The sequence below is a fragment of the Rhodohalobacter sulfatireducens genome, assembly GCF_022012475.1.
In the GTDB taxonomy this organism is placed as follows: domain Bacteria; phylum Bacteroidota; class Rhodothermia; order Balneolales; family Balneolaceae; genus Rhodohalobacter; species Rhodohalobacter sulfatireducens.
This window is the reverse complement of sequence record NZ_JAKLWS010000010.1, coordinates 81,756-95,992: the sequence shown is the minus strand read 5'-3', so window position 1 is coordinate 95,992 and position 14,237 is coordinate 81,756. Positions and strand designations below refer to the sequence as shown.

The following is a 14,237-nucleotide window of genomic DNA, read 5'->3' as shown; positions in this document are numbered from 1 at the left end:
TTTTGGAACAGTCATCGGATGAGTTTTTTGAGTTAGAATTTAAACTCAAACAACTAGCGCAAGTTTGGAACTTGTGCATCGTAGGGTCCAAGTTACAAACTTGAACCAGTGAGTGTTTTTTGAGTTACAGTTTAAATAGAGTGAAGGATAACTCATCCGATGACTAAACGGTTATGAATCGGCTCTCAACTAACGAAAGTTTGAAACTTGTGCAGATGATGGTGGTCCAAGTTGCAAACTTGAACCAGTACGATGGAACAGTCATCGGACGAGTTTTTTGAGTTAGAATTTAGTCAAAGTGCAGGAATACTTATCCGATGACTAAATGGTTTTGAATCGGCTCTCAACTAGCGCAAGTATGTAACTTGTGCAGATGATGGTGGTCCAAGTTGCAAACTTGAACCAGTACGATGGAACAGTCATCGGATGAGTTTTTTGAGTTAGAATTTAAATTAAGTGCAGGAATACTCACCCGATGACTAAATGGTTTTGGATCGGCTCTCAACTAGCGCAAGTTTGTAACTTGTGCTGCTATTGATCTAAAGTGTCTCTTCGGGCGAAAATTTGAACCGGCTAGAGAGTTGTTTGATTCGGCAGGCTAACAATACAATAACCGCTCAGCTCGTATTGGCTAATTGAGGCTTACTACTCAATCCTCACATCTCCATATGTAATAATCACACCCTGGCGGTCTTGAACAATAATTCGGTAGAGTCCCTGCGGATTTTCATCAAAGCGGGCGATATCTCCTGCCGCTAATGAGATAGAGGTTACTCCCGTAGGAAGGGGAGATGTGTTGGATTCATATAATGGCCTGGCACTGCTTTCAGCATATAAAACCAAAACTCTCAAACCAGACACTCCATCTACACCGGTTACAAAAATATTTAGGTTGAGACGTTGATTTGTAAGCAGTGGATTTGGAAATGGCAACGGCTCCACATACACAACCCCCTGGAAAAAGGGGCCAATTCTCCAGTCGTCCGGATCTTCCCGGCCTTCAACTATTTTACCATTTTCATTCGTTTCGGTAATATTTTGTGGAAGACTGATTGCTTCTCTCTCAAATTTCCTTTGTTCATCATTTTGGTTGCAAGAGACACTCAAAAATAAAAAAAGTGCAATCAGCAGTGCCGGAATGAAGTTGAAACTTTTCAATGTTTGATCCATTCAAGTGAAAGTAAATAGAGCTAACCGTCAGGCAGTTTTAAGCGGTTAGACAGATATGTGAAAATAAATTCGGGTTCAAAAAAGCGCTCGAAAAGTTGTATTTTGAAGTTTAATTAAAAAGCAGAATTCTATGATTGAAGTTTACGGAATCAATAACTGTGATAAAATCCGAAAAACAAAAAAGTGGTTATCACAGAACGAGATTGAATTTGATTTTTTTGACCTTAAAAAGGAACCCCTTTCCCGTGAAGAACTGGAAGAGTTCGTATACAGGGTAGGGTTGGATACGCTTGTCAACAAACGTGGAATGACCTGGCGAAAACTTGGTTTGAAAGATAAAGATTTAAGCGAAGATGAACTTTTCGAACAATTACTCGAGAATCAATCAATGATAAAAAGGCCTGTACTGATTAATGGAGAGGGAATATTAGTAGGATATGATGAGGATGCTTTTGAAACGTTTGTGGATTAGTATTGGCTTATTCTTAGTAGTTTATGTTCCTGTGCTTTCCGCACAATCTGAATTTACATTCAACAGGGAGGAACCACCCACGATGGAGATGATGATTGATGCGAGAGAGGTATTTAGATATGAAGTAACTTACGGATGGTTTACTCTCGGATGGATTGATGTTCAACTTTTGCCTGATTCAACGTTCAATGGGCAGAAGGCATATCACCTGCAAACGGTGATGGAGGCCAACAGCAGTAATATTTTGATTGGAAAAAACCTGGTGCATTACGAAAACTTATTCCAATTCAATGAGAAATGGCCTTATAGCTTTGTTTTTTGGAGGGATGACCTCCATGATAATGAGCCGAACCGCACAAGAATTATTTTTGACCGCGATAGCAGTAAAGTCCATTTTTATGAGCGCGGGGAATTGGAAGAAACACTCGATTTGGAAGAACCTGCAAGCGGTGGTGATATCATTTTTTATTATTCAAGAATGTTTGCCGGAGAAGAAACTCCGTACAAACTTCCCGTATATATCGAAAATGAACTTGGATATGTAACATCAAGCAGCAGTAAAAAGACTTATATGAGAGAATATGAGGCGTTTAATGAACCAATTGAAACTTACCTGAGTGAAGGAAACGCTGATATTAATGGCCCTTTCGGTTTTCGAGGTAATTTTAAATCATGGTTTTCTACCGGCGATCTTCGAGTTCCTGTGGAAGCACACGTGAAAGTCATTTTCGGAAATGTTAAAGTCAGACTAATTTCATACAGTAGAGAAGGAGGTAATTATTAAGGTTTACTTTCAACAACTTGATCACGCACAAGGATTACCGCTGCCTGAATATAAAACAAAAGATTCAGCAGGCTGTGACCTCAGAGCTGCGGTATCGGAGGCAATAACTCTTGAACCTGGTAAACGGGCGCTTATACCTACAGGACTCAGAATGGCACTTCCTGAGGGATATGAAGCACAGATTCGCCCTCGAAGCGGTTTGGCATATCGAAATGGAATTACAATGTTGAATACTCCCGGTACAATCGATTCGGATTACAGGGGAGAGATTAAAGTTTTGGCTATTAACCATGGGGAGGAGGCGTTTACAATCAATCATGGAGATCGGATTGCTCAGATGGTCGTGTCGCCGATCCTACAGATTGAGATCCAACAGGTGTATGAACTTCCAAAAACAAAAAGAGGAGATGGAGGATTTGGCAGCACCGGCGTTCGTTAACAAAACAGTTTTTTACCCGGTGTTATTACGTGAAATTCCCAAGAACTGTTTTATAATCGCTAACCTGTGAAAGAGAAGTTACAACCCTACATTGACCTAGTTGGTCAAAACGAAAATTATCGGCGATTATGGCTGGCTCAAATCATTTCCAATTTTGGAGACTGGTTTGGTATTCTCGCCGTTTACGCATTGATTCAGCAATATAGTGGTTCAGAGCTGCTTTTGGGCTTGATAATTGTGGTGAAGATGCTCAGTCTTGCAGCTTCGTCACCACTTGCCGGCTTTATTACCGATCGATTCAACCGCCGTCGCCTGATGATCATCTGTGATTTTGCCAGGGGGGTGCTTGTGCTGGGACTGATTCTGATTAAATCTGAAGAACTCTTGTGGTTGGCTTACGTAATCACGGCTGTTCAGATGGTATTTTCGGCAATTTTTGAGCCGGCAAAAACATCATCCATCCCAAATGTTACTTCTGATAAAGAACTGGTGAATGCCAATATCTTATCGGCAGCATCCTGGAGTATAATCTTTACAACCGGAATGGCATTTGGTGGTTTTGCTACAGCTTATCTTGGAACTGACCTTGTATTTATTATTAACACGATCAGTTACCTGGTTTCTGCCGTTTTTATCTATCGAGCCGTGATTCCTCAGGTAGAAATGAGTGATGAGGAGAAAAGAAAGAACCGGAATCCGTTAACCGGCATATTTGAAGGATTTCGCTTTTTAAGAGATAACCGTTCGGTTCTGCGCCCGGCACTGGCAAAAGGAACATTCACAATGTGTATCGGGGCTTTGGTCTACATGTTGATTATTGTAGCTGAGGATGTTCTCTTAATGGGAAGCGTGGGGCTTGGAATTCTCTACGCCGCTCGCGGAATTGGGACGGGTATTGGGCCCGTTTTGGGACGCCGGCTATTTCGAAGAGAATCGGGCTGGATCCGGGCTATGGGCCTCTTTATGATATTTTGCGGTTTAATGTATTGCATAGCCAGTTGGCTGAGTTCCATTGTATTTATGAGCATCTTTGTTTTGCTTGCACATATGGCATCCGGTTCAAACTGGGTGATGAGTACGGTTCTCCTTCAACGCCGCTCGCCGGATCTTTTTCGTGGGCGGGTATTTAGTACCGAATGGTTGTTGTTTACATTGGCTCAATCCGTATCGGTAACTATCGCTTCACTGATCCTTGAATACGAATTATTATCGATTAGAGAATGTATGCTTGCTTTCGCTATTCTTTTGATTCTATCAGGATCATTTTGGCTCATAAAAATAGCCCCGAAAGAGAAAGACGCACCGGACGAAGTTTTGGATGGGCTTGAGTTGAAGCCTTCTTCATAGTTAACCTGCATTTCTCACAAACATATATGTTATAAATTTATAACCATTTAAGTACCATAGAGTTGGAATAATCTATATTTCATTTTTAAAAGTGCAATGTGTAATTCGGCGAAATTTTCCCGTGAGCTGCGTTTGCCCAGGGCATGCCTTTGGCAGAAGTTCAAATAGCTTGATCAACGTACAGCATGTACGCCTCACTGCGCAATTTGAACTTCGCCTTGCTCACAACAAAATTTCTTGGTGAGAAATGCAGGCTAAGTGTCTTTGCGAGCGGAACGAAGCCTTGAAGGGATGCCAATGGCGTAATCTCCTAATAATCTGTGAAGCTACATTATCGAAATGCGATTTCCACATTCTGTTCATTGCATTTACTGCATTCAGAATGAACAGTATCAAGTAACAACAGCAGACTCAAGAGATTTGCCGGAGGTGTCTAAATCCATCGGCTCTCCGTAATTCGCCCAGATCATCCAGAGGATAAAAATCACAAAATAGAAGATGGCCGTGGTGGAGTAATCATGAGTGAAATCAAACACCTGGGGCCAGTAATACTGTGTGTAGGAGAGGATAACAATTCGCGCCACATTTACCAGGTAGATTACTGCAATCCCAAAAATAGAGAAGAAAATTCTAGGCATCCAGGCCCCGGGATAGGCAAAAATAAATCCGAGAAACAGGCCAATTGCCGCAATTCCATTGCAACCGTCTACAATTTCACCCCCGGCCGTTCCCACAATTCCAACAACCCTGCCGTAGTAAAAAACATCTTCACCCATAAAGGTTAGAACTCCTGCACTGATGGAGGCAATATTTTTGGAGAGTGGTTCGTCAATATACCCGTTTGGGAGTATCCACAGTTCATAAACCATATACCAAACAAAGTATATGCAAACTACTTTTACAAGGAACCGAGCGATGTCTGATTTAAAAAATGATTTTATTGAACTCATACGCACCGGAAAATATAGCAGAATTTGTTTGATTCTCTGAGTGTTGAGTCATTAGAATTCAATAAAAATCAAACCTTATATATAATTGTAATAATGTTATCTTTTGAATCACATAAAAAAAGTTGGTGAAAAATGATCTGGGAAGACGGATTCTATTTATGGTTTTTACTACTGATACCGCTGCTTTATGGCGGATATTGGTGGCATAAGCGTCAGCAGGGGGAGCGGCGATCTGAGTATTTTGATAACCGCTTGGTACAGCAGCTCCGGAAGAATTTTTGGAAAACCGGGGATAAGGTACGCCTGATTTCTTTCCTCGCAGCTACTCTCTTTTTTATCGTGGCACTTGCCGGACCAAAAATCGGTACAGAAGTTCGGGAGGTTCAAAGAAAAGGAGTGAATTTAATGGTGGCGTTGGATCTTTCAACCAGTATGAATGCGGAAGATGTCCGTCCCAGCCGTCTTGAAAAGGCCAAATTTGAGATCAATCGGCTCATTAATCGACTTCAGGGCGACAGGATCGGGTTGCTGATTTTTACCGATCAGGCGTTTCTCCAGGTTCCCTTTACAACAGATTATTCTGCACTCCGGCTGTTTATTGATATAGCCAATTCAGATCAGATGCCGTCCGGTGGTACGAATTTTAGTGCAGCAATGAGAACCGCACAGGACAGTTTTAATTCTCTTGATGAGCAGGAACAGGGAAATGCTGCTGATGTTTTGTTATTTGTGGGGGATGGAGAAAATCATGGCCCAGGTTACGATGCTCAATTAGAAGAGCTGGTGGAGAGTAATGTAGTAACATTCTCCATTGGAATTGGAACACCAAATGGGGCACCCATTCCGGTATATGACGAAAATGGAACGCTTGCTTCTTACGAACGCGACAATAGCGGGAATACGATTACCACTCGTCTTGAATCAGATGCGATGAGAAATATTGCCAATGCAGGGGGCGGAGAGTACTACGAAATTCGGTCAGGCAGTGACAATATCGAACCGTTTTTTTCAAGGTTAGATGAACTGGAAAGAGGCGAGTTTTCCAGCCAGGAATTTGCAGACTATAAAAACCAGTACCAGGTGCTATTGGGTATCGGGTTATTCTTTTTGATGATCACTTTGTTTTTCCCCGAAACAAAACCCCGGATTTTTGAGAAATAGTGAATAAACCAGAACTAGGAATGATAAAATTATTTGTAACCGATATTGATGGTTGTATCTCTTACCCGTTCCAGACCCCAAAATGGGAGACTATCAATAAAATCAGGGAGTTGAATCTTTTAAGCCGTACGGATGAGTCAGTACCTCCGTTGACAATTTGCACGGGTCGTCCTTACCCCTATGCCGAGGCAGTGGCCCAATGGCTGGATGTACGAATCCCTTTTGTGTTTGAAAGTGCTGCACTCTACATCTGGGAAGGGAATCAGATTGAAACGGCATTGAGCAGTACTGATGGTGCACTAAAGCCGATTCGGGCAATGAAGAAATGGATAAAAAATGATCTGTTGAATTCATTTCCTACAGCACAACTTGAGTTTACAAAAATGATGGATGCCGGTATTGTATGCCCGGATAAGAAAGTCGTTGAAGAGATGTACCCGGTGATGAAGAACAAAATTGAGTCCGATCATCCGGACTTGGAAATTCATACAACCGACGTATCGGTCAATATTTTAATGCCGGGTAATAATAAACTCCAGGGGATGAAATTATTGGGCAACAAACTGGATGTAACACTGGACGAGATTGCCTATATAGGTGATTCAGGCGGAGATATCGCTGCTCTTGAGAAAGTTAAACTTCCATATTCACCCTCAAATGCAATTTCCTCTGTGAAAAAAGTTACCCAAACCCTGCAAAGTGAGACAACAGATGCTGTTCTCGAAGCTTATGAAAAGGTGATTGACCTGAATCGTAATGAATTGGGGAAATCTTAATTTTCCAGGAAAAGTCCACAACCGCGTAGAGTATCCACTTGAGATGATTGCATCACTGCAGTTACGGTTTCGGGAAACAGGTAGCCACTCATAGAATCGCGGCAGTATTTATCCTGAACCCGGATTGAAAGTTGAATAGAATCGGCCGATGTCTCAAAGAGTATTCCATTTTCAATCATAGATCGACTTACCTCTCCAAGGTTTCTTGTTGAACCCGGTTTTTCGTATGTCATTAGATTTAAAGAATCTATCTTGATTGACCAAAAAGGTTCATTTCCCGCTGCAAAAAATATAAAACCCTGTTCTGAAAGTTTTTGGTGGTGCTTTCGAATCGATTCTTGATTCCCAACTCTCTCTAACACATACATATCGGCTAAATCTCCGTTAATTTTCTGATTATTCCTGTCGAGTAAGGTCAGGCTGTCTTTATGAAACAGAAATCTTTTCAGAATTAAATCTTCCTGTCCCACCAGGGTTAACGTGTCTTTATTAGCAGACCAGGATCCCGTTTCCTCAAACTTTGCAGGAGATCGATCCCGGTATTGAGAGAGTTCCGTGAATCCATCATCTTCGAGAATTAGTTGATAGTTGATCCCGGGACAATCAGCACAAGGAAGAGTCCCCGTGTACATAGCCGGTAGATTCAAATCAATATCATCTGTAGAAGAGATTGATTTTGTTCGTTCAGAAGGTTCGTTGTTCTTTTGATTTTCTTGTTGATTACAAGAGATCAAAAAAAGCAAAATCAGGTATACAGGGAGAAAACTATGAGATGTAGAAGCAATGATTTTTTCCAAGTTCATTGAAACAGGAGAACTCTCAAAATGTTTCTATGGCTATGTCAAATTCTTGGTTTTCTCCAGGGATTCTTCTGCCATCGCTGTGTGATAATCTTCAAGTTTCTTTGCAATATCACTGTTTTCAGCCCCTAAGATTCGAGCACAAAGTAATCCTGCATTTTTTGCTTTTCCGATTGCCACCGTTGCAACGGGAACACCATTGGGCATCTGCACGATGGAGTAGAGGCTGTCAACTCCTCCTAAAGCTGATGTTTTCACCGGAACACCAATGACCGGCAATGTCGTGTAGGCAGCCAACATCCCGGGGAGATGAGCTGCTCCGCCGGCACCGGCTATGATTACTTTTAAACCTCTTTCACGAGCCGTTTTCCCATATTCAGCCATCAGATCGGGGGTTCTGTGAGCTGAGACTACTCGTTTTTCATAAGGAATTTTAAACTCATCAAGGATTTCAGCGGCTTCTTTCATTGTGGGCCAGTCGCTGTCGCTGCCCATCACAAGTCCGGCAATTGGTTGGTCAGACATATCTTTTTTTGTGATTTATTTTGAATTGTTTCTCCGGCTAAGATATTGATTCTTGCTCTTTTTTCTGATTTTTGATCTAAGTATTAATTGATTCAAAAATTGTTTAATATTGAACGATTTATAAATACTGAATATAGTCAGTGCAAAGAAGTATCAGCGATTGCGACAAATTCACAGCAATAACATTTGAAGATTGCGCATTCCGTTCATTTTGTTCACTTCATTTGCATAACAGTGAAATCATTACTGAAAGATAGAAACTATGGAATTAGGTTTATACACGTTTGTTGAAAACACACCGGATTCAGAAACAGGGGAAAAACTACATCCCTCAAAGCGTCTGGCGAACTTAATGGAAGAGATTGAATTGGCAGATCAGGCCGGTTTGGATGTAGTGGGAATCGGGGAGCATCATCGGGAGGAGTATATCTCATCAGCGCCTTCGGTAATTCTTGCAGCGGCTGCGGCCCGAACTGAGAATATTCGCTTGTCGAGTGCGGTGACAGTATTGGGATCAGAAGATCCGGTGCGAGTCTATCAACAATTTTCCACGCTTGATCTGCTGTCAGAAGGTCGGGCAGAAATTATGGTGGGTCGTGGTTCTTTTATTGAATCCTTTCCTCTGTTTGGGTACGATCTAAATAATTATGATGAATTGTTTGCTGAAAAACTGGACCTGCTCCTAACGCTCCGAGAAGAAGAAAAAGTCAATTGGAGCGGCAAATACCGAGCGTCAATACCGGGTCGCGAAATTCATCCTCACCCGATGCAAAATCCATTGCCGGTTTGGATTGCTGTTGGTGGAACTCCACAGTCCGCATATCGTGCAGGGGCATTGGGGATTCCCATGGCACTCGCTATAATTGGAGGTCAACCGGCTCAGTTCAAACCTTTTGCTGATCTGCATAAACGAGGTGCAAAGGAAAATGATCATCAGCCAAAGGCTTTAAGTATCAACTCACATGGCTTTATCGCCGATAGTTCTCAAGAAGCGGCCGATATCGCTTTTCCGGCTTTCAAACAGACGATGGACAAAATCGGGAAGGAGAGAGGGTGGTCACCCATGAGCCGACAGCAGTTTGATTCATCAATGGGCCTTCATGGAGCAAATGTAGTTGGAAGTCCACAGCAGGTGATAGAAAAGATTTTGCATCAATATGAAATATTTGGTCATGATCGTTTTTCGATCCAGATGAGTGTTGGAAGTATTCCTCACAAAAAATTAATGCGATCTATTGAGTTATTTGCGACTGAAGTGGCTCCTGAGGTCAGAAAGGCGACTACTTAGACATGGTATTTTTAGCGCTAATTAAACATTCTCAACAAGCTCTGCATTGAGAATCAATTCAGTAGCTTATTTCATATAGAAAAAAAACCATGTCTGCTCTTGACTAAGGATTTTAAAGACATTGTATTTTTAATGCCATTTAAAACTTCTAAACCATTTCAAAATTTTGAAAGGGCTAGGAATACTTGCCATCTCAAAAAAATACAATGTCTCCAATATTTGTTTAGACACGCGTTTACCGGTTAGAGCTCTATCCCCGCCACTCTTGGAGGTCCTGCGGACTCTTCAAGGAGGCTCAAATCAAACAACCTTGAGGTACGCAGCGGAGCGAAGTTCCTTTCCCAAAGGGATCGCCTTGCGAGAAGGGTTGTGGGCACCTCGGTTATTCACGTTATTGAGTGGTTAAGACCTCCATCCCCGCCACATGAAGGGTCTTAACTGGTAAACGCGTTTTAGACAGTTTATTCCAATAGATATGGTATTTTAAAGCCAATTAAACATTCTCAATTAGCTCTGTCTTGAGAATCAGTTCAATATCTTTTCTCATAAAGAAAAAAAACCATGTCTTCTTTTCGAGGCTACGGATTCTGCTTACTAATCTGCGAGTGAATCTCATTTATTTCATCAATGCAGCTGAACCATACCAAGGATGCAGCTCCATTTCAAGAGCACCTGCCCGGATAGCAGGGTCGGTTTCGGTAAGTTTCCTGGCTTCTTCAACGGTGCGCACATCAAACACATAGATTCCACGAACTTCACCATCATCCATAAAAGGTCCGGCTAATAATAAGTCACCCGCTTCGGCCATTCGCCTGATATTATCCAAATGAGTCCTCTGAAGTTTCATCGCTTCGGTTGAATCTGTACTTGGATTGGGACCCGTTTTCAAAAATGCCATCACATATTGACGCATTCCGTAATCGTCAGCTCCAAGCTCCTCTGCCAGTTCATGATTATAACCGGTATCAGATGTGTCTGAAATTGAAACAGATGCTGAGTTCAACCTATTTGTTTCGATTTCGACAGTTTGCATAGAAAGAAGTCCAAATGAAAAGCACAGAATTAAGGAAAGTTTATGCTGAACCATATCTTAAGAGATGGTTTGAAGTTTGAATGATTGTTAGCCTTCTTATGATGAAAATCTATGGTTCGGTTTTTAATGGATTAATTTAATTCTCTCTTTTTAAAACTCCTCCCATAACCTGCTTTTTTTCATTGCCTTCCAGCGAATAAAGTGTCCAGGAAATCTGATTCTGATCATCAAAAACCCATTTTTCAGAATACTGAGTTAATTGACCCGATGAATTGTAAGCGGATAAATCACTCTCTATTCCATCATCTGTAAATCGCGTCGTGTAATCAAAAAACTCAACCGGCATGTTGATAGCAGTAAAATAGCCTTTGATCTGTTGCTCTTCGGGATGCCAGAACCAAACTCCCTCAGAGACTTTTTGAGCCTCTCCTTCCACTATAAAATAGTTTTCAGCAATCACGGATTTTTTTCCAAGTCCCCATTTGAATATTTGATAACCTCCTTGCTGATGCCATTCACCTCCAATAATCGTTTCAAACCCTGAAAGTGGATTTGAATTAGAATTCGGTTGAAGTTCCTGGGAAAAAATTTGATGAGGACTCAAAGAAAGAATGATGATCGAAAAACAGATCGTAAATTTTACATTCATCATTAATGGGCCTTGATTGTCATTTATTGAATGTAATAATTCTGAAAACTTGAGGAATAACTTATTTATAGCTCTTTTTCCATGATATAATTAATGAGTTTAGCCCCTCTTATCTTTACAGTCTGTTTCTTTGTAACAGCAAATCCTATTTTCTTAAAGAAGACTTTGGCCGTAATACTTGCTTCAAGAAATAACCTTGTAAGGTTCCTTTTTTGTGCCTCACTCTCAATCTTTTCAAAAAGCAATCGTCCGATACCTTGTCCCTGGAAATCTTTGTGGCTATAAAAACAGTCAATATGGCCGTCATCGTCAAGTTGTGCGAATCCGGCAACGATTCCATTGCTGTCTGCTACCAGTGTGTAAGTTGATGAACATTTCTCTTTCCAATCGCGAGAATAGATATCATCCGGTGCCCGGGCTTTTACTTGTTTCTCGGAATAATCGCCAAGATTAACAGACCGAATGGTATCGTGGAAGAGTTGTGCAATTTGGTCTGTATCGGGTGGTTGGAAACGCCGGATTTTCAATTTAGACTCCAACCTGGTTTGGCAGCATCAGGAAGACGACTGCATTCATCCCAAGATTAAAAATCGCATGAGCTGCTACGGCCAGCCAGAGAGAGTCACTTTTTTGGACGATCCAACCAAAGACCAAAGCGGTCAGAAACATTGAAGGAACCCAGATGAGTATAAGTAATGGCTGGAATGGCATCAGGCCATAATGTGCGAGGTGAACGAAAGCAAAAGTCCCTGCCTGGACAATCTGACCAACTTTAGGACCCCATTCATCCGAAAAACTTTTTTGAATGCAGCCTCGATAAAGAAATTCTTCACCAATAGGACTGAAAATCATGGCCGGGATTGTAACGATCCAAAACTTGGTTTCGAGTGAGGTTTCACCGGGTATTGAACCTAAAGAATCTTTAAGCATAAACGCATGCTGAACAAACCAGTTATTCTCAGAAGTGCCAAAAATTACCCACGCAGATCCAATGTATAATATGAGGGCTCCAATTGCGAAAAATGAGCCGTTTACGAACCAATTCCAGGATGTTGGAGATTTTAGTCCAAGGTTTTGGCGTCCCTCTTTATCTGACAAAATCCAGGGGAGGGGCAAGATGATGATCATGGAGAGAGGAATCAGAAGAGAGTTCCAGAGGCCGCCAAAACGAATCAAGGCATGAACATCAAACAGTAGTACTGCCAGTATCCATGCCTTTGGAAACAGTTTTACAAGTGCCGGACGTAAAAGGTTTGATTGAAAATCATGTCCGCCCTTCACTTGCATATTTCATAAAATTCGTTATCAGGGGAGTTCTGTACTTCCCATTAGCCAGCGGTCGCATTCGCGGGCTGCCCCACGGCCTTCGTTGATGGCCCAAACGACCAGGCTTTGTCCCCGGCGCATATCACCGGCGGCAAAAACGCCCTCAACACTTGTATCGTACTCTTCGTGTTCGGCTTTAGCGTTCGATCGACCGTCACGTTCAACATTCAACTGTTCCAAAACCGGATTTTCAGGCCCGAGGAATCCCATTGCCAAAAGAACGAGATCTGCTTTCCAAACTTTTTCAGTTCCTTCGATCTCTTTAGGAGATTTGCGTCCATTATCGTCGGTTACCCACTCTATTTGAACTGTGTGAAGCTCCTTAACATTACCGTTGCCATCACCAACAAATTTCTTTGTCATCACTTGATATTGGCGCGGGTCGTCACCAAAAATGGAGGCGGCCTCTTCCTGGCCATAGTCCACTTTATACACGTTGGGCCACTGTGGCCATGGATTTTCATCTGCTCGCTCATCAGGAGGCTTCGGCAGAATCTCAAATTGAGTTAGATTTTTACAGCCGTGGCGCATCGATGTACTTACACAGTCTGTTCCGGTATCACCACCGCCAATGACAATTACATTTTTGTCTTTGGCAGAGATAAATTTTTCATCTTCGTGATCTGAATCCAAAAGACTTTTTGTATCGGCATGCAGAAAATCCATTGCAAAGTGAATGCCGTCCAGATCGCGTCCGTCAATCGGGAGATCCCGGGGTCGGGTAGCGCCACCACAAAGTACAAGAGCATCATGCTTTTCTTTCAGATCCTGTGCAGGAATATCGGTGCCTATTTCCGTATTCGTAATAAACTCAACTCCCTCTTCGGCAAGCAGATCCACCCGGCGCTTCACAATCGATTTATCCAATTTCATATTTGGGATGCCATAAGTCAGCAATCCTCCAATTCTGTCGGCTCGTTCATAGACGGTTACTTTGTGACCGGCTTTATTTAATTGAGCAGCGGCGGCAAGTCCTGCCGGGCCGGAACCAACAATACCCACTGTTTTTCCGGTTCGTTTTTTAGGAGGTTCTGCAACAACCCATCCTTCTTCAAACCCTTTATCAACAATGGCCTGTTCAATACTTTTGATGGCTACAGGAGGTTCGATGATACCAAGAACACAAGATCCTTCACATGGAGCCGGACAGACTCTGCCGGTAAACTCAGGGAAATTATTTGTTTTATGAAGACGCTGGAGAGCTTCTTTCCATTTACCGCGGTAAACAAGATCGTTCCACTCAGGAATCAGGTTGTAGACCGGGCATCCCAGAGATTTGTTATCAATTTCTGAACCGGTTTGGCAAAAGGGGATACCGCAGTCCATACAACGCGCACCCTGTTGCTGCAGCTCTTCTTCAGTTAACGGTTCGTAAAATTCATTCCAGCTTTCAAGTCTGTCTTTGGGATCTCGGTATGGAGTTGACTTTCGCTCAAACTCCATGAATCCGGTTGGTTTACCCATAATCTAATCTGCTTCTATTCATTAATGTTTTCAGTCAGTGTAAACAGTCCCTG

At 42.2% G+C, this 14,237-nt stretch carries 16 protein-coding genes; 7 read left to right on the top strand and 9 right to left on the bottom strand.

The genetic code is table 11. The annotated features are described in order from the left end of the window. Positions 1–645 precede the first annotated feature (645 nt). Positions 646–1,158, bottom strand: coding sequence for a hypothetical protein (locus L6773_RS09895; RefSeq protein ID WP_237853889.1), 513 nt, complete (start codon positions 1,156–1,158; stop codon positions 646–648). Positions 1,159–1,300: 142 nt separating this feature from the next. Here L6773_RS09895 and L6773_RS09890 point away from each other — a divergent pair, with 142 nt between their 5' ends. From L6773_RS09890 to L6773_RS09875, 4 genes are all read left to right on the top strand, one after another. Continuing rightward, positions 1,301–1,642, top strand: coding sequence for an arsenate reductase family protein (locus L6773_RS09890; protein ID WP_237853887.1), 342 nt, complete (start codon positions 1,301–1,303; stop codon positions 1,640–1,642). 31 nt (positions 1,643–1,673) lie between these two features. Next, complete coding sequence (locus L6773_RS09885) at positions 1,674–2,426, top strand: DUF3108 domain-containing protein (RefSeq protein ID WP_237853879.1); 753 nt, start codon at positions 1,674–1,676, stop codon at positions 2,424–2,426. Then, on the top strand, positions 2,419–2,865 hold the full coding sequence (gene dut, locus L6773_RS09880) for a dUTP diphosphatase (protein ID WP_369431561.1): 447 nt from the start codon (positions 2,419–2,421) through the stop codon (positions 2,863–2,865). Before L6773_RS09885 ends, dut begins: the two co-directional genes overlap by 8 nt. Before the next feature lie 66 nt (positions 2,866–2,931). Further along, on the top strand, positions 2,932–4,212 hold the full coding sequence (locus L6773_RS09875; protein ID WP_237853877.1) for an MFS transporter: 1,281 nt from the start codon (positions 2,932–2,934) through the stop codon (positions 4,210–4,212). 392 nt (positions 4,213–4,604) lie between these two features. Here the strand turns inward: L6773_RS09875 and xrtX are convergent, their stop codons facing one another. Beyond that, a complete protein-coding gene (gene xrtX / locus L6773_RS09870; protein ID WP_237853875.1) occupies positions 4,605–5,162 on the bottom strand; it encodes an exosortase X in 558 nt (185 codons plus the stop codon). Positions 5,163–5,294: 132 nt separating this feature from the next. Here xrtX and L6773_RS09865 point away from each other — a divergent pair, with 132 nt between their 5' ends. Further along, positions 5,295–6,323 (top strand): VWA domain-containing protein, encoded by a 1,029-nt coding sequence (locus L6773_RS09865; RefSeq protein ID WP_237853873.1) that lies wholly within the window; start codon positions 5,295–5,297, stop codon positions 6,321–6,323. A 20-nt stretch (positions 6,324–6,343) separates the two neighbouring features. Next, complete coding sequence (locus L6773_RS09860; RefSeq protein ID WP_237853871.1) at positions 6,344–7,099, top strand: HAD hydrolase family protein; 756 nt, start codon at positions 6,344–6,346, stop codon at positions 7,097–7,099. On the opposite strand, the gene L6773_RS09855 is transcribed toward L6773_RS09860, so the two are convergent. Further along, positions 7,096–7,896, bottom strand: coding sequence for a copper resistance protein NlpE N-terminal domain-containing protein (locus L6773_RS09855; RefSeq protein ID WP_237853869.1), 801 nt, complete (start codon positions 7,894–7,896; stop codon positions 7,096–7,098). The two genes, L6773_RS09860 and L6773_RS09855, sit on opposite strands and share 4 nt — an antisense overlap. A 39-nt stretch (positions 7,897–7,935) precedes the next feature. Further along, positions 7,936–8,424, bottom strand: a complete 489-nt coding sequence (gene purE / locus L6773_RS09850) for a 5-(carboxyamino)imidazole ribonucleotide mutase (protein WP_237853867.1) — start codon at positions 8,422–8,424, stop codon at positions 7,936–7,938. A 262-nt stretch (positions 8,425–8,686) separates the two neighbouring features. Here purE and L6773_RS09845 point away from each other — a divergent pair, with 262 nt between their 5' ends. Continuing rightward, entirely contained in the window at positions 8,687–9,712 is a 1,026-nt protein-coding gene (locus L6773_RS09845) for an LLM class flavin-dependent oxidoreductase (protein WP_237853865.1), read from the top strand. 616 nt (positions 9,713–10,328) lie between these two features. On the opposite strand, the gene L6773_RS09840 is transcribed toward L6773_RS09845, so the two are convergent. From L6773_RS09840 to L6773_RS09820, 5 genes are all read right to left on the bottom strand, one after another. Further along, positions 10,329–10,745, bottom strand: a complete 417-nt coding sequence (locus L6773_RS09840) for a YciI family protein (protein WP_237853863.1) — start codon at positions 10,743–10,745, stop codon at positions 10,329–10,331. A 136-nt stretch (positions 10,746–10,881) separates the two neighbouring features. Next, positions 10,882–11,397, bottom strand: coding sequence for a hypothetical protein (locus tag L6773_RS09835; protein ID WP_237853862.1), 516 nt, complete (start codon positions 11,395–11,397; stop codon positions 10,882–10,884). Positions 11,398–11,459: 62 nt separating this feature from the next. Beyond that, entirely contained in the window at positions 11,460–11,933 is a 474-nt protein-coding gene (locus L6773_RS09830; protein ID WP_237853861.1) for a GNAT family N-acetyltransferase, read from the bottom strand. After that, positions 11,923–12,681, bottom strand: coding sequence for a CPBP family intramembrane glutamic endopeptidase (locus L6773_RS09825; RefSeq protein ID WP_237853860.1), 759 nt, complete (start codon positions 12,679–12,681; stop codon positions 11,923–11,925). The genes L6773_RS09830 and L6773_RS09825 overlap by 11 nt, the downstream gene beginning before the upstream one ends. A gap of 18 nt (positions 12,682–12,699) precedes the next feature. Further along, positions 12,700–14,184, bottom strand: a complete 1,485-nt coding sequence (locus L6773_RS09820; protein WP_237853859.1) for a glutamate synthase subunit beta — start codon at positions 14,182–14,184, stop codon at positions 12,700–12,702. Positions 14,185–14,237 lie beyond the last annotated feature (53 nt).

Bases quoted from the DNA above. Each gene is read 5' to 3' on its own strand.
- xrtX (WP_237853875.1), bottom strand. From the start codon at position 5,162: ATGAGTTCAATAAAATCATTTTTTAAATCAGACATCGCTCGGTTCCTT.
- L6773_RS09860 (WP_237853871.1), top strand. From the start codon at position 6,344: ATGATAAAATTATTTGTAACCGATATTGATGGTTGTATCTCTTACCCG.
- L6773_RS09890 (WP_237853887.1), top strand. From the start codon at position 1,301: ATGATTGAAGTTTACGGAATCAATAACTGTGATAAAATCCGAAAAACA.
- L6773_RS09845 (WP_237853865.1), top strand. From the start codon at position 8,687: ATGGAATTAGGTTTATACACGTTTGTTGAAAACACACCGGATTCAGAA.
- L6773_RS09840 (WP_237853863.1), bottom strand. From the start codon at position 10,745: ATGCAAACTGTCGAAATCGAAACAAATAGGTTGAACTCAGCATCTGTT.
- L6773_RS09825 (WP_237853860.1), bottom strand. From the start codon at position 12,681: ATGCAAGTGAAGGGCGGACATGATTTTCAATCAAACCTTTTACGTCCG.
- L6773_RS09835 (WP_237853862.1), bottom strand. From the start codon at position 11,397: ATGATGAATGTAAAATTTACGATCTGTTTTTCGATCATCATTCTTTCT.
- L6773_RS09865 (WP_237853873.1), top strand. From the start codon at position 5,295: ATGATCTGGGAAGACGGATTCTATTTATGGTTTTTACTACTGATACCG.
- purE (WP_237853867.1), bottom strand. From the start codon at position 8,424: ATGTCTGACCAACCAATTGCCGGACTTGTGATGGGCAGCGACAGCGAC.
- L6773_RS09820 (WP_237853859.1), bottom strand. From the start codon at position 14,184: ATGGGTAAACCAACCGGATTCATGGAGTTTGAGCGAAAGTCAACTCCA.